The following is a 20,687-nucleotide window of genomic DNA, read 5'->3' on the forward strand; positions in this document are numbered from 1 at the left end:
AAAACACCTTAAAAATACTTTTTTATTATTACTTTCAATAAGTAATGAATATTAATCCATAGTGATTTATTAAAATTCATCATGGATAATTTATGTTTATTTAAATGAACGGATCAAGAATAAAATTTTTGAATGCTTGTGCATTGACTCTCGTCCATGCTAATGTGTATTAATTTTGTGCGGAAATGAAATCATGAAGCAAATAGTCACTAAATTTGGTGGTACCAGCGTTTCAACTCGCAATACCTGGAATAATATTGTTTCTATTACTAAAAAACACATCCATTCAGGCGTACAACCTGTTATTGTTTGTTCCGCATTAACTCAAATTTCCAATAAGTTAGAAAAAGCCATAGAAGCTGCTTTAATTAACGAACATCAAAGTATTCTCACCGATATTCGTAACGGACATCTTTCTCTTGCAGAACAAATGGAAGTAAGTCCCGAACTCATCTCAAAAGAGTTGTTACAGTTAGAACAATGGCTCACTGGTATTGCTTTATTAAAACAGGCTCCAGCCAAAACCCATGCAGAAGTTTTAAGTATGGGTGAACTGATGATGACTCGCTTGGGACATGCGTTTCTCGAAAAACAAGGAATTAGTTGCGCCTGGTTTGATGCCCGCGATATTTTAAACAGCACCCCTTTTCCTGACGGTACTGCAGCAAATTATTTGTCCGCACGTTGCGACAGCGAATATGATCCCAAGTTAGTGGAACAATTTGCATCCTCTGGTGCCCAGGCCATTATTACTCAGGGATTTTTTGCTGCAAACCCTCAAGGTGAAACTGTTTTACTTGGTCGTGGTGGATCAGACACTTCAGCTGCGCTAATCGCCGGGAAGTTGCAAGCCCAATCTTGTGAAATTTGGACTGATGTTCCTGGGATTTATACAGCGAATCCTCATCAACTACCCCAAGCACGTTTATTGAAAAAATTAAATTATGATGAGGCCCAGGAAATTGCCACAATGGGTGCAAAAGTATTGCATCCCAACTGTATTCCCCCTGTTCGACGCGCCAATATACCTATGTCAGTTAAATATACGCAAATGCCTGAGCATTCGGGAACACTCATCACCAAAGACATTGATGAAACGGCACCTTTGATTAAATCCATCCAAATTAAAAACAGTATCTTATTGATATCTATAGATACCTTACACATGTGGCAACAAGTAGGCTTTTTATCGGATGTTTTTACTGCGTTCAAACATCATGGCTTCTCAGTGGATTTACTCTCCTCCTCAGAGTTTAATGTCACACTGTCTTTGGACATCAACAGTAAAATACATGACAGGCCCGCAATTAATGCTTTACTTGATGAATTGAATCAGTTTGGTCGCGCCAAACTTATTGAACCTTGTAGTGCGGTTAGTCTCGTGGGGCATCATATTCGTACTGTACTGCCCCAGCTAGGGCCTGCTTTAGAGGTTTTTGAAGCAAAACAGGTCTATTTAATGTCCCTTGCTTCTAATGATTTGAACCTCACTTTCGTTGTCGATGAGTCCCAAGCAAATCAATTATGTCAAAAACTGCATCATTTACTCATTGAAAATAATCCCCAAATATTTTATTACTCAAAAAGTTGGCATGAAGAATTTGGTAAACCTGTAGTTCGTAATGTGCCCTGGTGGGAAAAAGAGCGTGATCGTTTGTTGACAATCGCATCAACTCATTCACCTTGCTATGTGTATCATAATCCTACTCAAGTCGAACGAGCCAAACAATTACTGTCGCTAAAATCTATAGATGCATTGTTCTATGCAATAAAGGCTAATTTTCATCCTTCCGTTTTAACCACTATGGAAAAAGAAGGAATAGGTTTTGAATGCGTATCGATTCAAGAGCTGGATAAAGTGCTGGAGCTTTTTCCAGATATTGATCGAAAAAGAATATTATTTACTCCAAATTTTGCGCCGAGATCAGAATATGAGTATGCTTTGAATATCGGATGTTATGTCACGATAGATAGTTTGTATCCTCTCGAACATTGGCCGGATTTGTTTAAAAATCGGGAAGTTATTATTCGTATTGATCCCGGCACAGGTGCCGGTCACCATAAACATGTTTCAACCGGAGGAAACGAATCAAAATTCGGCATCACTCAAAATGATATGGATCAAGTGTTGGCACTCACTAAAAAATATAAAATCCAAGTCATCGGTTTACATGCACACTCTGGCAGCGGCATTCTTACCCCGGAATTATGGCAACAAACTGCTTCAATGCTTGCCTCATTAGCAGAGTATTTCCCCCAGGTAAAATCAATTAATCTTGGAGGCGGATTAGGTATTGTAGAAAAACCAGGTCAACAACCTATCGATTTTGCCAATATGGACGCATTACTTATGGCTGTAAAATCTCGTTACCCTCACATTGAGATATGGCTTGAACCAGGCCGTTTTTTTGTAGCCGAAAGTGGGGTCATTCTCGCTAAAGTGACTCAATGTAAAGAGAAAGGAAAAGTTAAATTTGTCGGAATAGAAACAGGAATGAACTCACTCATCCGCCCTTCTTTGTACGGTGCGTATCATGAAATTGTCAATTTAAGCCGTTTACATGAAGAAAAAGCCGGATTTTCCCATATTGTAGGACCCATTTGTGAGTCAGGTGATACCTTGGGTTATGATCGATTATTACCGGTGACTGAAGAAGGTGATGTAATATTAATTGCCAATACCGGCGCCTACGGCCGGTGTATGAGTTCCAATTACAACTTGCGTCCGCCAGCACAAGAAATTGTTATAGACTAAGCCTCTCCTTCTCCTTAAGGGAGAAGGGAGACACTCCAATAATGACTTTCTAGACTGATTTCAATCGAATATCCATTACAATTTATTGAATAAGGAATAAAAATACCAATGCTAGTCGACAGTGATCAAAGAAGCCAAGCCACAAATCCTTCCTTATCATTTATCGTCCAAGCTCCTGCTGGGTCAGGCAAAACAGAAATTCTGACGCAACGGTATTTGCGATTATTAAGCACCGTTACAGCTCCAGAACAAATTGTCGCATTAACTTTTACTCGTAAAGCAGCAAGCGAAATGCGGGAGCGTATTGTATCCGCATTACATCAGGCAGCCAACAATAAAAAAGGGAGCACGCCCCATCAGCAAATGACTTTTGATTTTGCTCTTGCGGCGCTGCAACACGATGCCCGTTATGGGTGGAATTTATTACAGCAGCCTAATCGATTAAGAGTCATTACCATTGACTCATTATGCCAGAGTATCAATCAAGCAATTCCTCTTTTAGAAAAACAAATTGCTTATTCAACAGTGACTGAAAAGGCTCAAAGTCATTATTTACATGCCAGCCGACAATGTATTCAATATGCTTTAAACACCACGGAATATCAAAATGCAATAAAAAAACTTCTATTGCACGTGGATAATCGTCAGGATCGGCTTCTTGATTTATTCACCTCCCTCCTCTCGCAGAGGGATCAATGGCTAGCTCCCTTATTCCAAGCAAGAATTCAAGATAAATCGACCTTTGAACAAGCATTACAATTTATAGAAAAGCATGAATTAAAAAGATTGATAACAAGCCTGCCCACCCATTTGGCTCAAGAACTCACTCGATCTGCACGAGAAATTGCATCGTTAGAAGATAATCCAGAATCACCACGCTATTGTCTGAAAAATTGGAATGATTTTAAGCAAATCAATCAAGTCATTGCTTTAGGTCTAAGTAAACTGTTACTCACAGGTGGGGGTAATCTTCGCAAAAGTTTTGATCATCATGTAGGCTTGCTGAGTTCATCCTGTCATCCAGATGAATATAAAAAAATTAAAAATGCGAGTAAAGAATTACTCAGTGAACTCAATGAATATCCAGATTTCCTGGATGCATTAATTCAAGTAAGCAATTTACCGGCACCAGAATATGATCTGGAACAATGGGAAATCCTGCAGGCTCTTTTTTTAATGCTTCCTCTTCTAGTCAGTCATTTACATCTTTTATTTAGTGAGCGGAATGAAGTTGACTTTACTACAATATCAATGCAGGCATTGAATGCTTTAGGTGAAGCAGAAAATCCGACTGATTTGGCTTTATATTTAGATCATACCCTAAAACATATTTTAGTAGATGAATTTCAAGATACCTCCATCGCACAGTTTGACTTGTTGGCTAAACTAGTTTGTGGATGGCAGGAAGGGGATGGAAAAACACTTTTTATAGTCGGCGATCCCATGCAATCCATTTATCGGTTTAGACAAGCGGAAGTGGGTCTATTTTTTCGCGCAAAAGAACAGGGTATAGGTCCTGTCAAATTACTCCCGCTTCAACTAAGTTGTAACTTTCGTTCATCACATACTGTAGTCAATTGGGTCAATGAACAGTTTGCCGCTATTTTTCCAAAACAAATTGATATGGAATCGGGAGCGGTTTCGTTCCATCCCAGCGTCAATGTCATTCAGGATGATGGATTCAGCGCAATTCACGCATTAAAATTTAAAAGCCGAGAAGATGAAGCAAGAAAACTCATAGAAAGCATTCAGTTTGAATTGCAAGCTCATCCCCAGCAAACAATGGCAATATTAGTTCGCACAAGAACCCAGTTAGGGGAAATTATTCGTCTATTGCGTCAGCATCAAATCCCTTATCAGGGCACAGATATAACTTTATTAACCAATATGCACCATCTGCGTGATGTTTGGTCTCTCACCCATGCATTATTAGAACCAGCAAATCGGCTTTCATGGCTTGCAATACTTCGCAGCCCCTATTGTGGTTTGGTTTTAAAAGATATCCATGCAATTGCACAATTTAATAAGAAAAAATCAATTTATTTTGCATTGCTGCACTTAGACAAAATACAGGCTTTGAGTGAAGAAGGTAAGCTTCGAGCCAGTTTTTTTATCAAAGTGATGCACAAATCGCTCACTCATAGATATCAACTACGGCTTTCTGAATGGGTAATCCATACGTTAAAAGAATTGCATATAGATAATATATTAAACAACAGTCAACTCCAGGACCTGGAACAATTCTGGACTTTACTGGATCGTTTTGAGGAAGATGGCCGTTTACCAGAGATAAATGTATTTCTCACCGAACTGAATAAACTCTATTCCCAACAAGCAAATCCATCACGCTTGCACGTGATGACTATTCATAAGTCTAAAGGTTTAGAATTCGACACCGTATTTTTACCTGGATTAGGGGCCCAGCCCAATCGCGGTTCTAACCCCATGCTGCGTTGGCTCAATTTGCCCACCCAAAATAACCACAATTTATTGTTAATGTCTCCAGTCCATGCGGCACATCAAGAACACTGTGCCTTATATGATTATCTAAGCAAGTTGGATGAGGTAAAAAGCCATTATGAATCACAACGACTACTCTATGTTGCAGTAACCCGGGCAAGATCGCGTTTGTACTTGATGGATTATTCCGATCGCTCCTCAAGAACTTCCTTTAGAAATCTTTTAAAACACGTCACATTTTCTGAAGACGAATCCCTGCTTTCTATTGAAGATGCCCAATCCTCTTGCCCTAAGCTGGTACGTTTGCCCAATGAATTTTATTTAAATAAAGAACCAGAATTTCTTCTTTCTTCGGTGGCTGTTCCATTGAAAGAATCCTCTTTCACAAACAGTATTCCCCGAGTAACAGGAATTGTAACGCACCGGTTATTACAGTGGATTTGTGATAACCATCCTAAAACTGTAGCTGAGGTCCCCTGGAGTATTGCTCGCTATGAGCTGCGCCAATTAGGTTTTGATGATGAGACGCTACAAACAGCGCTACTTAGCATACAAGAACAAATTATTCGGATGTTCGAAGATACTATTGGACTATGGATTATAGGTCCTCACGATCAGGAACAAAATGAGTATGAATTATTAGTGCAATATCAAAATAGACCCATCACTCGAATTATTGACCGAACCTTTGAAGATCAGCACAAGCGATGGATCATTGACTTTAAAACTGGAAAAGAAGATGAAATTTCGTTGAGAAAACATAAGCAACAATTAAATGAATATGGATCTTATCTGGTAAATCGTGTTCATCTTCCTATTTATTGCGGTATTTATTATCTGCCAAATAATACGTGGGTCAGTTGGCAATATGAACCCTCGGAATTAACGGTTTAATTGCAGAAATCAAACTAGGAAATCCGGTTGCTCTGCGCTATTATTCCTCTTTTGCATTTAAGGCCATTCTATGACCATTGAAGATATAGTAATCCAAATTTTAAGCTCCATCAAAGATCCATTCCTGGGTCTAACAGGCAAAGAAATGAACTTAGAATGCAGGATGGATATCACTCCTACTCAACTCATCATCAAGCTCACGGCAGGATTCCCTTCTCAGTTACTTGAGAAAAATTACCTACCTCTGGTATACAAAGCCTTACAATCTGAAATGACGCATAAAGAAATTATCATTGACATCAACCAGAAAATAAAACCCCACAAGACTCAACTTACTGGAAAAGGTTTACGGGGGGTTAAAAATACTATCGCTGTTGCCTCAGGTAAGGGCGGTGTGGGCAAGTCTACGGTAACTGTCAACTTGGCAGCGGCATTAGCGCAACTCGGTGCCAGAGTGGGTATTCTAGATGCTGATATCTATGGCCCCAGCATGCCCTTGATGCTAGGAGAAATTGATCCGATCCAAGTTAAAGATGAACGCTATATCCCTGCAAATGCTCATGGTATTCAAACAATGTCTATAGGCTACCTTACTGATAGCGACCAGGCACTTATATGGCGTGGACCTATGCTTGCCAAATCTTTAATCCAAATTTTAGATATTACTCTTTGGGACGAGCTGGATTATTTATTTATTGATTTACCCCCTGGCACGGGTGATATTCAATTAACCTTAGTACAAAAAATTCCATTGACTGCAGCAATAGTAGTGACAACGCCTCAAAGCGTTGCGACTCTTGATGCACAAAAAGCACTAGCAATGTTCTCCAAAACAGGTATTGATGTCCTGGGTGTTGTCGAAAATATGTCCACCCATATTTGTAGCCAATGTGGGCATGAGGAAACCATTTTTGGTGCAGGTGGTGCAGAAAAATTATGTACGAAATCTCATATTCCATTATTGGGACAGCTTCCTTTAGATGCACGGATCCGACAAAATTGCGATGAAGGGATACCTACAGCAATTCAACCCCAAGGTGCCTTATCCGATACACTCTTGAAAACCGCGATGGTAAGCTCGATTGAATTGTCGAAAAAACCAATTAATTATGCTGACAAGTTCCCTAAAATTGTTGTTGAGTGATTTTATGGGAAAGGTATAATCAAGTAAGCCCAAATTAAATCGAAGGTAATTGCACCATGGGTGCAATTAAAGATGGGAATCCCTTAAAATAATGATAATTAATAAACTGCCATGGAACGATTAATCACAATAATTTTAGGAATCCTATATTCCTGTCTTACCTTTGCTCAACCGTCTTATCAAATTGATTTAATACTCTTTGCTCATCCTAATGCAAACACGGGAAAAACAATAGACTCACCTCTACTACCGATGTCGACTCATGTAATATCTTTAAAAATGGACGGAGATAAATCTGGAAAGCCCTATCATTTGTTACCACCATCCTCATCCAGTTTGCGTGATGAATACTACCTACTCAGCCGAAAATCACCTTACCAGGTACTCGGCCATTATTCATGGAAACAGCCATCAAATAATCAAACGAGTGTTGCACTGCCTTTAGCGGAACAACATGGGTGGCAAATGCAAGGTACCGTGAACGTAAAGCAAAGTACTTATTATTCGTTTGAAGCAGAGCTTCAGGTATCCTCTCCCAGCAACCCTCAATCCTCCTTTATTATTTCTCAAAAGCAACGTTTAAAAAGTGATGTCGTTTATTATCTGGATAATGCTTTAGTGGGCATGTTGGTGAAGATACATAAAGTGGGTTAACCCCTGCGTAATGCTGCATTTGCTGCTGCAGTCAATAAATCCACTCTCTCTAACCTTATCCCCTGGGAAAGGGGATAATCGTAAATACTATTTATTCTAAAAATTAAAACCCCCTTTCCTCCTGGGGAAAGATATTTTACCGCACTTTTGTTAGAATGAAGACATTCGCGGCACGTATTCGGACTATATTGGATTAACCCGGAGGAAAAACTCGATCAAAAGTAGTGGCCCCTCCTTCTACTACATGCTTTATTGAAGTATTTACATCGGAAAACCTGGGGTTTGACTTCGTAAAAAAACCAAAAGAACTATTTTCCGCCTGCTTTCTACCTGTTTCATGTAATCCAAATAATGCTGCTGCAGTAAGGGTTAAGGAGGCAAGAGGACCTAATCGGGAATAGAAAGGTGACATAAATAAATTTCCAAAGCTGATTAATGCACCTGTTTTGAGGACTTTCTCGGGACTCATTTGATCTTTTGGCATCTTTTACTTCCTTGAAAAAAATATAAAAAAACCCACTAAGGACCTTTATTATCTTTTGGCATAATCTCATCAAATATGGCGGAACCACCCACGACAATATTTGCTATTGCATTCTCCACTTCAGTACTTTTATCACCTGTTTTACTTCCAAAAAAAGAATTCAAACTGTTTACTTTATTTTCAATCGGTCTTCTTTTTTTACCTACTTCATGGGCGCCATATAAAAAAGCCCCTGTAGCCAGTATCGCTGTGGTTAATCCAAACTTTGCATCTACCCAGTAAAGAGGGGCTAGAACAGTGTTCCCAAGCGCAAGTAAGGCACCCGTTTTCCCTGCATCATTTACATCAATTTTATTTTGTGTCATTTCATATCCTTATGATTCAAATTTACTTATTAACAGACTATTTGAGCACTAATAAAATTGCAAGCATCAATTTGGAACATCAAAACCACGATTAATCATAGTTTTGCCAACTTGAATTGAATTAAAACATTCAGTAAATTATACTCACATATGATAGCAATTAAACGAGCTCAGAATGTCAAATAACTACCGGATTACCCATGCGCTCATCTCGTGCCTACAACAAAAATCCCATAAGGATATTCAATTAAACCAATCAGAAGTTTATAACATTTTGAAAGAATTATATGAACTTTATACCCTTGAAAATAAGACGGATCAGTTTTTTGAAGCACTCGAACAGTTATGTACCATTCGGGATGATTATCTCATTGGGCATTGTGCTGTTTTAGACAATTTTATCGTTCAGATTGAAAAAGTATATCATCCTCAAAAAAAGGAGAATTCCGTAATTCATCACAAACCCTGGTGGGAAATAGAACGTAGGCGACTGCTAGCTATCGCGGAGAATCACTCCCCTTGTTATGTATATCATGGCCCAACTCAACAATCCCAGGCTGAACACTTATTGAATTTAAAATCTATCGATCAATTGTTTTTTGCGATGAAAGCCAATCCCCATCCGCTCATACTCAAAGCATTGGAAAAAAAAGGTATTGGTTTCGAATGCGTTTCCCTTCAAGAATTAAAACGAATCATCGGCCTCTTTCCCCATTTAGATAAACATAGAATGCTCTTTACTCCTAATTTTGCGTCAAAAACAGAATACCAGTTTGCACTAGATGTTGGGTGCTATGTAACCATTGATAATGTATATCCTCTACTCAGCTGGCCAGAATTATTTAAGAATAAAGAAATCATTGTCCGAATTGATCCAGGAGCGGGAGCTGGTCATCACAAACATGTCGTCACTGGAGGAAATGAGTCAAAGTTTGGTATTGCCCAAGAAGATATTGATCACCTTAGAGTAGTGTGTGATGAAAAGAATATCAAAATCATTGGCTTACACGCTCATTCGGGAAGTGGAATCCTTACTCCCGAGCTTTGGGAGCAAACTGCAATCCTACTCACCTCTCTTATTAAAAAATTCCCTCACATTCAATTAATCAATTTAGGCGGCGGCTTAGGGATTGTAGAAAAACAAGGGCAAATACCTTTGGATTTGCATCAATTAGATAATAAATTATTGGCGGTGAAAACCCAATTTCCTGATTTGGTATTCTGGATGGAGCCTGGTCGTTTTCTTGTTGCTGAAAGTGGTGTCCTTTTAGCAAAGGTTACTCAATTGAAGGAAAAAGGCGATGTAACATTTATAGGAGTTGAAACCGGAATGAATTCCTTAATTAGGCCTGCTTTATATGGGGCTTATCATGATATTGCGAATCTGAGTCAATTGTATTCAAAAAAATTTCAGTTTTCGCATGTAGTTGGTCCAATCTGCGAATCAGGAGATACCTTAGGTTATGATCGCCATCTTCCAAAGACTCAAGAGGGGGATGTTTTATTAATTGCCAATGTAGGTGCTTATGGACATTGTATGAGTTCTCAATACAATTTAAGACCTCCTGCACAAGAAATTTTTTTAGAAGAATAAAATAATCCTCTTGCTAATCGTTCGTATTCAGCAGAGAACACACTTGATTTCAAATGATAAATTATAAATCAAAGTGAATTGATTTAAATTAAAGTGACAATTATAATTTTGCATCCAAACAGAGGGGTTTTCTATGCCGAATCAGGGCAAAATTATTAACTCGGTAAATCTTTGCTTAAAACAAAAAGGTACTATTGACGTTCTTCTCAACAAAAAAGGAATATGTGCGGCACTTGCTGCACTCTATATTCAGTATTCCCTTGAAAACAAACGAAAGCAGTTCTTTTATTTATTGAATCAATTAGCTACTTTACCCAAAACACATCATTTTGGGACAGCCCCCACGATTCTAGGCTTTATTATCAAAATACAAAAAGCATTCCTTGTCGAGCGATACAGTAATTATGAAATGATGCAAAGTGATGTGGAAAAATATCTCGATGCTGAAAATAAACCCATTCAAAGTGAATTCAATTTAGGCCTTACAACGAGTGAGGCGCACTGGATTGAAATTTTTAAAAAAATAGGGAGGAACAATAGATCTTATTTAATTTGCAGCAGAACTCATGCGATCGCCCTATCATTTGAAAACGGAAAATATTCTTACACGATTTATGATCCAAACTACAACACCGAAACCCAAGAATTTGAAACAGTTGAAGAATTGATCAGAGAGATAAAGGACTGCTTTGAATATAAAGAAAATTCTTTCGGTTTGATTCTACGCGCATTCAGCCATCCCAATTCAGTCCCTGAAACCTATCCTTCTCATGATGAAATACATCAAATCGCCTTTGCCGACCCAGTTTCTGCGGGTTCATGCTTCTTTGCAGCAATGGCAAGAGATAGAGAAACGCTCAAATACTTGTTTGATCATAATGAAATTGATTATGAGCTTTTGGGAAAAGAATATTTCCGGCCAGAGTTTAACGATCTTTTATTACAACAACCTAAATCAGCTACTTTAAAAAAGGCAGTTTTAGCAGGAATACAAACAACATTAACTTCCGGTTGTCACAAAGAATCGGAAAAGTTAATGGATCACTATCTACAAACCTACACTTCTATTGAAGAACAAACTGAACTAAAAAATACACTTCAACAGATTTTTGAAAACCCCATAAGCTCTTATTTATTGTTACTAAAGAAAAAAGCGAATTTTTCAAAACTCTTAAAACTTCTGGAGCAGTTCAACTTATTACCACATCACCCAGTTCAAAGAGCATTTAATCATTTACAAATTTTGACTTATCTCAACCAGGAAGTGAAACGGACTACAATAGAACAATTTTTAAATGATTTAACACCAGAACAAATCATCGAACAAATCCATTTTGCAGCACTTGCTAATCAACATCATGTTTTAACTCCACTACTTCAAGAGATAAATTCGAGACCAATAAACCCACGAGATTTTCCCTCAATAATCAATAAAGATCTGATTCAAGAGATTGATGCGACCACTCTAAAAAGACTTCTTGAGAATGGTTTTACTATGGATAACCATGATCCAGACTTGCTGTCTCATTGCCTTGAACGCCATGACAAAACTATTTTTGAATTTTGTGCACGTGCATACGCGGAACAAACACAATCTAATGTTTGGGAGTTAGTTGACAGTCTTAACTACAATGCCATTGATTTAAGAACACCCTTAGGAACCACCCCCCTTCTCAACGCTCTCATTTTCCTTGGAAAGAATCATATTATCAAGAATGCATGGAACGATAATATTCCTGTCGAATTAATCAAAAGTGCTCTTACTGTTGCCATATTGAATGGCAATAATGAAATGAGCTTATTTCTTCATGAAAAGCTTCAACATAAAAAAAGTCCTATTGAACAAGAAACATTAGAATTTCTTTATGGAAAAGCAATAGTAGAAGAAGACATCTCCATTTTGTCTGCTTTAGTCGAACTAAAATTCAATGTATTGCGCAATACACAAGATATTCGTGCTTTGATTGAATTGTGTTATGACTATAATGATTATTCAATTATTGAAAACTGTTTTGATCATGCGACTCCCAAGATAAAACAGCTGATACTTGAATCCGGATTAAAATGGAATATTAGCCCAATAATCTCCCTCTGTTTGCAGAAAGAACCAAAGCTCTTTAACAGTTATCTCAATAATTCACTCGCGAACACGGTACAACTCACCAAACTGAATAGAGCGATACATACCCATAAAATTCCTCCTGATACCTTTTCATTGAATCTTGAAGTGTCTGCTCAGAAAAAAATAATAAAAGATTGTTTCAAAAGGAAACATTTAAATTTAGCAAATGTATTATGCGTGAAAGTGGACTGGGAAGAAGAGGAAGTTAATGCACTCCTCAATGAGTTAATTCAAGACAAAAATGAAAATGGAATCATCATACTGTTGCAACAGATTCCCAAATTAAAAGATAGGGAAAAGCTTGTTTCCATCCTGGAAGAAAACCATTTATTAAGAGCAGTCGATTATTTAATCCATAAAGAAAAAATATCTATTGACCAGAAATTAACGGAACAGATTTTTACTTCGGCTTTAATTCACAATGCCAAAAACCTGGTTGTCCGATTTTTGAACTCGGGAAAAATAACCCCTGATACTCATTTTAATCCCTCCCTTTTAGAATTACTCAAACAAGCAATAGAAAAAAACAATGACTCTGTTTTAGAGGCATTTATCGAATCGAACCTTGACTTCAGACTGGATTTCAAGGAGTTGTTTCTGTTTAGTTGTACTCAAAAGAAAGCAAAAATTGCCAACTTGCTTCTTGCTAAAGACTTTAGTTTAAATCCAATAGAACGACGAGATGCCATCAATTCGCTGTTTGATCATCAACCCCCTTCTTCTCTTTATGAAACAGCTTATCTAGAAGGCTATGGCAGATTGTACTCTTTATTTTTAAAAACTCGAATTCCAAATCCAAGAACCTCTTTATTGAGTTCAATTAAGAACCCAGAAAAGGATCATCAATTACAAAAAACCGTAATAGGATTTAGCTTATTAAAACGTGCCATTAAAGAAAAAAATGAAAAAGTATTTCATATTTTGTTTACCCAGAGTGAGCTCCCGGTAGTCCCCGATGTCAGTATCATCACTTTTTTAAAAAATTTAGTCCTTTTTGCAAATGTCTTGCCTTTATTTGAAAAAAAATACAGTTTAAAGAAATTGATAGATGAAGCGATACAACAAAAAGAGTGGGCCACACTGGCTAATCTCATAGTCAATAAAAAATGGGAAGATTTGGATGGGGATTTACAAGACCCAATTAAAGAGCATGGAGAAGAAATAATTCAGGGCTATTTGGAAAATTTGGTAGCCCATTATGAGAAAACAGATGTTCGTCCTCAACTCTTTCATCTTTTAAAAGAAACCAATACCGATATCCTATTTCAATTAGCAGCCCCCTATCATGAACTGATTCATAAAACACTTGAGCAAGTTGAATTGAATATGATTCAAAAGCAGCTTGATTTGAATCATGAGATTTACCGCTACACTTTCAATCCCATTTCCGTTAAAAAAGCCTTGGAAGAACTTGGTAAAATATTTGAAGACTGTCAGAAAATTGTGAGTACCCAAAGTATCGATCTTGAACTTCCGATTGAAAATCCTGAAATCATCAATCATCTGGCACGAATGAAACTGATCATGGCTGGAAAAGATATTTCCCCTGATTATTTGGCCGAACCTCACTTAGACCTCTTTGAAAAACTTATCGAAAACCCTCGATTGAAAAAATCATGCCAATTAGAATTCAAGCTTTACTGTATGCTCAAACAGTTTGATACACCCTATGAAGAACAAGAAGAAAAGACAAAAAAGGAATTTACTGAAACGATTAAGCTACTTGAAGAAAGTTTAAAACAGGCCAATCTGCCCTCCAGTTTTGTTTTACCCCCAATTCAATCCTTTATCACAAGAATACCGCCCCCCAAAACTTCATCGAAGTCAGTAACTCTATCACTTTCAGGGGTATCTGCCCTATCAGAGAGTCAGGGATTGGAGTTTAAAACAGGCAATCAGTTATCCACTGTTGGAAGACGCTTATCGTCGCATTCAGTTGAAATCTCGACAACACATTTGGGAAGCTTGAAAAAAACTTGTACTGACGCGTTAACCGTTTATTTAGAAAATCGCGATGAACACTTGAGTATTTTTTCTTATTGTTTTGATTATTATCGAGGAAAAATTCGGGCAAATCATTATAAAAATTTGATTGAATCTGCACAATCGGAAACAGAAATATATCTTATTGAATATGCAATTTTAATCAATCATGATGGGAACCAATTAAAAAAGGATTTGGTTGCCCACCTCCAACTGAAAGATGAGCATGCTGCTAAAAATTACCTCAAAGCAGCGATTCAAAAAAACTTCGCCGTAGAATATCTCCCGGAGCTGGATAAACTTGTTGATACACTGAATGGAAAAATAAATCACAAGGATCGAACAAACACCAATGATTTATTCCAGGATGAACTCAACTATCTTCAACAAATGAGAAGTCCTCAAAATCGCTCAAGCCATTATACTTTCTTCCCTAGAAAGCAAGATTTAATCCCAAGATTGATACAGTGGCTTACCCAGTGGTTTTGTTATGATTCTGAATTACAAACGGAGAGAAGCCCCTCTTTCAAAAATAAACATGATTCAATGTATGTGCCATGAGTGTGTTTCATTCGGAAACTGCGGCATTTCCCTTCAAAATTATGGTTATTACTCTGAAGGACAAATATGTTAGGATAGGCCATAATCATCAAATTATTGTTCCCTATGCAGGACGCATTCAAAAAGATCTTTGAAATATACCCTAAGACAGAAGCTCCTTTTATGCATGAACAAATTGCAGAATGGAGCGTCATTCGTCCTTTGAATGGCTTAAAAGTCATTCACCATGTTCCTGTAGTCACAAATACTTTATTAAAAATAGCCTGCTTAATCGAGGCAGGTGCTGATGTTACCGTCACCAATCCCACCAGCTTCTGTTATCCTCATCCCCGAGCTGAAGCTTTTTTGTATGAAGCAAAAATTCGTTATATTGCTGACCCACGATTACTTATAGGAGAAAATTTTGATATTTACTTTGATTGTGGCGCTCAATTGTATCAGTTTCTTGGAAACCCCCGGCTTGGCGCCATCGAGCTCACTGGCTCGGGAGATCACTTTTATCGGAAGCAAAAGCTGGATTTTCCTGTAATTAGCGTCGATCGCACTTTAACAAAGCAACTCGAAACAGTTTTTGGATGTGCAGAAAGCTGCCATAGCGCAATAGCTCAAATAACAGGAATAAATCCAGTGGAAACAACATGGGTTGTTTTTGGTTTTGGAAAGATAGGACGAGGCGTCGCTTATTTTTGTAAACAAAATGCAGTGCCAGTCACTGTCGTGGAACCGAATGAAAAACAACGCCAGATGGCGAATAAGCTTGGGGTCAAAACGATTTCTCCTCATGATTTCAAAGAATTAGAAAGAGAATTAATCAATGCCAATGTAATTGTAACGGCCACTGGTCAAAAAAACATAATGGACCCTTATCCTCATTCATGGTTCAGTGGAAAAATTTTAGCAAACTTGGGAGTCTATGATGAATTTGGTACTCATTTTAGCGATGAGGAGATTCTTAACCACAAAATGCCTGTTAATTTTGTATTGGAAGACCCGACGCCAATAAAATACATTGATCCAGAATTCTACATACACAATTTGGCTGCGTTAACACTACTAAAAGAGCAGCTGTTTCCGGGTGTACACGGAATCACTTCAGAGATAGATGATGGCATCATTCAGCGTTGGTGCGCTTATCACTCATTTCCTTTAATGACACTACAAAAATGGTTTACATGATTCAATTAAAATATTCAAAGAGGGGTAAAGCTCTGGAGCTCCAAGGCTCAAATGCTATTCTACGGGATTCTCATAAATTACCATTTTATAAAATAAATTTACACTTTTGCTACGATCCGATATATTTCGCCTTTTTCTCGAAATAGAATTAATGAATTTATTGTCTTCAACTGATTCTCAAGCCTCAAAAAGAACCATAATATGGCTGGTTGGCGTATTCTTTTTGTTATTTCAATTTTTCCTGCAATTGTCTTCTGGAATTGTTATTGGGGCAATCATGCAGGAGAAGCAGCTCTCTGCACTAACCGCGGGTTTATTAAGTAGTGCTTTTTATTACGTCTATACCAGCATGCAAATTCCGGTCGGACTTTTATTTGATCGATTCAATACCCGCACGCTTCTGTCTCTAAATGCTTTGTTATGTGCACTTGGTTGTTTTTTATTTGCTACCGGTTATAGCTTATTTGTATTGTTTCTAGGCCGATTGATAATTGGCGGCGGTTCTTCTTTTGCCTTTGTAGGCATGACTCGAGTATTGCGTGAGCACTATCCTATGAAGCAATATGCTTTTATGATTGGCCTTACTGAAACCCTGGGGTTTACAGTTACCGTAGTCAGCATGATTGGCATGGGATCCCAGATAAATCATATAAGCTGGCATTATTTTCTCAGTGCAGCAGGAATGATCGGCCTTTTCATTGCTTTTTTATGCGCGAAGATTATTCCCAGCAATAAGCCGGTTATTACTAACCACCAGGAATATAAAAAGCATTTATTGATGATGTTAAAAAACAAATTAGTATGGCTTAATGGACTTTTTGTGGGATTAGAATTTTCGGTTATCACTGTTTTTGCAGCCATGTGGTCGGTTCCATTCCTTCAGCTTAAGTTATCATGTTCATTAGAGTGCGCCAGTATTTTAACTTCCATGGTTTTATTAGGGGCAGGTTTAAGTTGTCCAATCTATGGATGGTTGTCCATCAACCTGCCTAAGCGCAAACCGCTTATTCATATTTCCTGTTTATCGACCGCGCTCTTATTTCTTTTTATTCTTTATTTTCCGATACATCATTTGATTCTCGTGGGAATCCTTTTATTTGCAATTGGTTTATGCTGCGGTGCTTATATGCTTGCATTTACCATTGCCAATGAACTGGCGCCCCCGGAATCACTCTCTGCATGTACTGGATTTACCAATACCTTGGCTATGGTCACAGCCCCTTTATTACAACCTATTGTGGGTTATCTTTTGGATTTCTTCAAAGGCACATCAAATGTACATTCATTGCAGGATTATCAAACGGCCCTTTTAATTATTCCAGCCGCCTTGATCTTAGCCAGTGCATTATCTCAGTTTCTTCCTGAAAAAGACGCACCAACTGTTTAAAAAAAACCAATATCCTCTCAAGATTAATAAAACCTTAATATTTTCATTATAAAATAACAATATTTAGTCAGTATGTAGTTATTTTATATGACAGACGCCAAAATCCAATCCAGGAAAATTAATCCCACTTCAGAAGAACCAAAAGAGATAACACACTTTGTTATATTCGGAGACAGTCTCTCTGATGGTAAAAATATGGGAGAAAAATTTAGATTTCTTGGAGGATGGATTAATAAACTTTGGGATAAAGCGTTAGGCTTAGACAAATCACCTAAAGAGCGCTTTACCAATGGTTATACCTGGGCTGATGTACTTCGCGCGAATCTTATTACCAAGTTTATTAATGATTCAAAGATAAAGAAAGATTCTGAACATCGATTTGCAAAAGATAATCTGGATAATGCCGACATAGGCGATGATATTCTTTCTCACGCAGGACAAAGAAATTATACAGGTCCTGAAGTAGGAGCCGAAATCACCAGAGTACGCCGTAAAAAAAGAGAAGAAACGATTGAGATAGATCATGTATTTGGTGAGTTTCCATCACCAAATCCTAGTAACATCGCATTAGCGCGCCAAACTAAAACAAGCACCAAACCAATCCATACTAAAAAACAAGCTGTTCATGCAAATCCTAGCCGTGAATCGTATGATGATATCTCCGATCAAGCCATAATGGATCCCCGCTATCGTGAGTATGTTGAAGATTATTACTCACTTGATAATGGCCGAACCGGACAGTTTAACGGCCATAATTTCTTTTCAAATTACAGTCAAGGCGGCGCTACATCCTATGATTATAGTGGAAAGACAACTTTTCTTTCTTTACTTCATCCATTCACTGCAATCAAGCTTTTTTTTACCCGCTTAATCGTGTCTCACTTATCCAAGCAGGTTGATCAATTCTTAAGTGATGTCGAGAAACAAGAAGATTATAAAGATAGAAGTAAAACACTCATCACTATTTTTTCCGGTGCAAATGATTTGATTACGGCCAATTCAGAGCCCACTGAAGCAGCAGCTAAAAAGGCGGTTGAAAGTAACATAGCCAATATCGAAAAATTAATGAAACAAGGCTATACAAATATTGTTCTATGTAATTTGCCCGATTTATCACTCACACCTCGTTTTCAGAATAAATCAGAAACAGAACGTAAAGAAGCGCAACGAATATCAAAATATTATAATGACTTATTAGAATCGAGATATACAGAACTCACAGCCCGGTTGCATGAGAAAGGTCAAGCATGCTCTATCGACCTTTTTAAAATCGATACAGTCTTTAGTAAGATTTATGAGGATATTGACAAGAAAGGTGAGCAATCTGAATACTCAATATACTTCGATAAAGACAAACTCAGACAACCTTATATCCAAAGCAAAGATTACAAATTAAATCCAAATGGAACATCTCCTGGTGCCAAGCATATGTTTTGGGATGATGTTCATCCAACAGCAACCATGCATGCGCTGTTAATGTCCGAATTTTATAAAAGTAAAGAAGCTCTAGGAAAATATAAATTGGCAGCGCCCAAGGAACAAAGTGCTAAAGAATTATGTGAGCGCTTTAGAAAAAAATATCATGAGAAATTGGAAAATGATTGGTTTGGATTTTTGCCTTCACATAAGGAAATTCAAATCCCATACCATCAATCAGAGAAAGCATTAATGATTATCTTACGCCATGCTCTGGATAAAAAGGACAAAAAAGCAGATATGCTACGCGAAGCGATGTCTGATTTAGGCTGGTGGGTAAACGGTGAACCCAACATGAGAATTCCTGCTTTAGCTGATGCCATGTGGTATGTTGATTCAGTAAAAGCCCGAAAATTGGAGGAACAATTAGATCCTCATTTAGCTCAATCCAAACGCATGCAATCACAGCTTCATTCACCCAAATTGATGATGACCGCTTTAAGTACAGGAACACCTTCCAAGAAAGCAGTTCCGTCCGAACTCGCTTTGCCTCCTGAGGTAGAACGGAAATTAGCAATAATGCAATCCTCTCCGATTAAACAGGTAGAAGCGCCATTGTGGCAACCAAAAACAGGATTAAAAGAAACTTCGAAAGATACTCTGAGTGTATCTTGCAGTATATAATGTGAAGCGCCAACAATCACTGTGATATCCTAAATCACGAGTACTGCTGCGCGCTCATGTCCACTCCCATCAAGCATTTTTATTTACTGGATTCATAGCCAATTCAGTATTTTTTAAAAAAGACTCCTGGGTCATAAAACAAAAACCCTCACGCCCCTCTTTAGAAAATCCGGCCAAGGTATGAGGAGAAGAATCATTGCTTTTTAAGGTATTGATTAATTTTAGATTAAGTTTAGGCCAGCCAATACTGAGCATGCACTGATCGTTTTCTAAAGGTTTCATTGAAACAAATTGTGACATTTTAACTTTATTGCCAAGGGGATCAAGCCAACCTGCAACTGCAGCACTGGTTGCATCCTTTTCTTTTAGGTTTGCTGAGTAAAATCCATTGTCATCATTAAGCCGACAAAAAGTAGTACTGATTTCGTGGGATTCTTTTTGATCATGATTTAAGAGCAATTTACCAAACCAGGCTTTATTGCCCGTCACGAATTGTTCTTTATCCCCAGTAAGGATATGACCGTTGAGTTGGCTGGTCTGCAATACCTGGAATTTTATCCCCGGCCGCAAAACCATATCATTCATATTATTGGTTTGCTTCAGCATATCCACTTTAAAATTAAAACCTTTCTTTTCTGCTGTCTTTACACCAAAAATCCAACTGTCATTAATGGGATTAAAACGGATAAAGGAATAACCCACATGCCAATCAAGAGTAGTTGATTGTTGTAGTTTTTCTTTTCCTTCATAGAAAAATATTAATTGATTGCTTTCTCCATCAATTAAAGCAGCTTTTGTATGAAATTCGGAGTCTTGACGCTGTACTTCAAAAAAATAACCGAACTTATCTCCACTTTCATTTTTCACCAGGCCTGAAAAAGTCCAGCTTCCAACTGAAGGATCAATGCTTTGCACCGGCTGCAATATTGATTCAGCTTCAGATGCGGAGAGTCCCGAACTTATGTGGAATAACATTAAAAATAAAAAACAGCGAATCCTAGCAAACAT

General features: G+C 37.8%; 11 protein-coding genes and 1 pseudogene. 9 read left to right on the forward strand and 3 right to left on the reverse strand.

What is annotated here, in order from left to right; genetic code table 11:
* Positions 1 to 193: 193 nt before the first annotated feature.
* From BU07_RS0114800 to BU07_RS0114815, 4 genes are all read left to right on the forward strand, one after another.
* Complete coding sequence (locus BU07_RS0114800) at positions 194 to 2,755, forward strand: bifunctional aspartate kinase/diaminopimelate decarboxylase (RefSeq protein WP_031567380.1); 2,562 nt, start codon at positions 194 to 196, stop codon at positions 2,753 to 2,755.
* A gap of 108 nt (positions 2,756 to 2,863) precedes the next feature.
* Positions 2,864 to 6,109: a UvrD-helicase domain-containing protein gene (locus tag BU07_RS0114805; RefSeq protein ID WP_031567382.1), complete on the forward strand. Its 3,246-nt coding sequence runs from the start codon at positions 2,864 to 2,866 to the stop codon at positions 6,107 to 6,109.
* A gap of 70 nt (positions 6,110 to 6,179) precedes the next feature.
* Positions 6,180 to 7,253: an iron-sulfur cluster carrier protein ApbC gene (gene apbC / locus BU07_RS0114810; RefSeq protein ID WP_031567384.1), complete on the forward strand. Its 1,074-nt coding sequence runs from the start codon at positions 6,180 to 6,182 to the stop codon at positions 7,251 to 7,253.
* A 111-nt stretch (positions 7,254 to 7,364) separates the two neighbouring features.
* Positions 7,365 to 7,907 carry a CsiV family protein gene (locus tag BU07_RS0114815; RefSeq protein ID WP_031567388.1) on the forward strand — a complete coding sequence of 181 codons (543 nt, stop codon included), beginning with the start codon at positions 7,365 to 7,367 and terminating at the stop codon, positions 7,905 to 7,907.
* 193 nt (positions 7,908 to 8,100) lie between these two features.
* Here BU07_RS0114815 and BU07_RS0114820 read toward each other — a convergent pair whose 3' ends face one another.
* Positions 8,101 to 8,391 (reverse strand): hypothetical protein, encoded by a 291-nt coding sequence (locus BU07_RS0114820; RefSeq protein WP_031567389.1) that lies wholly within the window; start codon positions 8,389 to 8,391, stop codon positions 8,101 to 8,103.
* A gap of 35 nt (positions 8,392 to 8,426) precedes the next feature.
* On the reverse strand, positions 8,427 to 8,756 hold the full coding sequence (locus BU07_RS0114825; protein WP_031567392.1) for a hypothetical protein: 330 nt from the start codon (positions 8,754 to 8,756) through the stop codon (positions 8,427 to 8,429).
* A 463-nt stretch (positions 8,757 to 9,219) separates the two neighbouring features.
* Here BU07_RS0114825 and lysA point away from each other — a divergent pair.
* The 5 genes and pseudogenes from lysA to BU07_RS0114855 all read left to right on the forward strand — a co-directional run.
* Positions 9,220 to 10,350 (forward strand): annotated as a pseudogene (gene lysA / locus BU07_RS0114830) (diaminopimelate decarboxylase); the annotation flags it as partial.
* 133 nt (positions 10,351 to 10,483) lie between these two features.
* Positions 10,484 to 15,016: a hypothetical protein gene (locus BU07_RS0114835; protein ID WP_084157913.1), complete on the forward strand. Its 4,533-nt coding sequence runs from the start codon at positions 10,484 to 10,486 to the stop codon at positions 15,014 to 15,016.
* 105 nt (positions 15,017 to 15,121) lie between these two features.
* A complete protein-coding gene (locus tag BU07_RS0114845; RefSeq protein WP_031567398.1) occupies positions 15,122 to 16,192 on the forward strand; it encodes a Rossmann-fold NAD(P)-binding domain-containing protein in 1,071 nt (356 codons plus the stop codon).
* A gap of 151 nt (positions 16,193 to 16,343) precedes the next feature.
* Entirely contained in the window at positions 16,344 to 17,579 is a 1,236-nt protein-coding gene (locus tag BU07_RS0114850; RefSeq protein WP_084157915.1) for an MFS transporter, read from the forward strand.
* Positions 17,580 to 17,666: 87 nt separating this feature from the next.
* Positions 17,667 to 19,679, forward strand: coding sequence for an SGNH/GDSL hydrolase family protein (locus BU07_RS0114855; protein WP_051635613.1), 2,013 nt, complete (start codon positions 17,667 to 17,669; stop codon positions 19,677 to 19,679).
* A gap of 69 nt (positions 19,680 to 19,748) precedes the next feature.
* Here the strand turns inward: BU07_RS0114855 and BU07_RS0114860 are convergent, their stop codons facing one another.
* Positions 19,749 to 20,687 carry a hypothetical protein gene (locus BU07_RS0114860; protein ID WP_031567404.1) on the reverse strand — a complete coding sequence of 313 codons (939 nt, stop codon included), beginning with the start codon at positions 20,685 to 20,687 and terminating at the stop codon, positions 19,749 to 19,751.

Source organism: Legionella wadsworthii DSM 21896 = ATCC 33877, assembly GCF_000701265.1.
Classification (GTDB): Bacteria; Pseudomonadota; Gammaproteobacteria; order Legionellales; family Legionellaceae; genus Legionella; species Legionella wadsworthii.

Excerpts from the sequence above, each read along its gene's own strand:
- BU07_RS0114845 (WP_031567398.1), top strand. The coding sequence starts at position 15,122 with ATGCAGGACGCATTCAAAAAGATCTTTGAAATATACCCTAAGACAGAA.
- BU07_RS0114820 (WP_031567389.1), bottom strand. The coding sequence starts at position 8,391 with ATGCCAAAAGATCAAATGAGTCCCGAGAAAGTCCTCAAAACAGGTGCA.
- apbC (WP_031567384.1), top strand. The coding sequence starts at position 6,180 with ATGACCATTGAAGATATAGTAATCCAAATTTTAAGCTCCATCAAAGAT.
- BU07_RS0114805 (WP_031567382.1), top strand. The coding sequence starts at position 2,864 with ATGCTAGTCGACAGTGATCAAAGAAGCCAAGCCACAAATCCTTCCTTA.
- BU07_RS0114825 (WP_031567392.1), bottom strand. The coding sequence starts at position 8,756 with ATGACACAAAATAAAATTGATGTAAATGATGCAGGGAAAACGGGTGCC.
- BU07_RS0114800 (WP_031567380.1), top strand. The coding sequence starts at position 194 with ATGAAGCAAATAGTCACTAAATTTGGTGGTACCAGCGTTTCAACTCGC.
- BU07_RS0114855 (WP_051635613.1), top strand. The coding sequence starts at position 17,667 with ATGACAGACGCCAAAATCCAATCCAGGAAAATTAATCCCACTTCAGAA.
- BU07_RS0114835 (WP_084157913.1), top strand. The coding sequence starts at position 10,484 with ATGCCGAATCAGGGCAAAATTATTAACTCGGTAAATCTTTGCTTAAAA.
- BU07_RS0114860 (WP_031567404.1), bottom strand. The coding sequence starts at position 20,687 with ATGTTTGCTAGGATTCGCTGTTTTTTATTTTTAATGTTATTCCACATA.
- BU07_RS0114850 (WP_084157915.1), top strand. The coding sequence starts at position 16,344 with ATGAATTTATTGTCTTCAACTGATTCTCAAGCCTCAAAAAGAACCATA.
- BU07_RS0114815 (WP_031567388.1), top strand. The coding sequence starts at position 7,365 with ATGGAACGATTAATCACAATAATTTTAGGAATCCTATATTCCTGTCTT.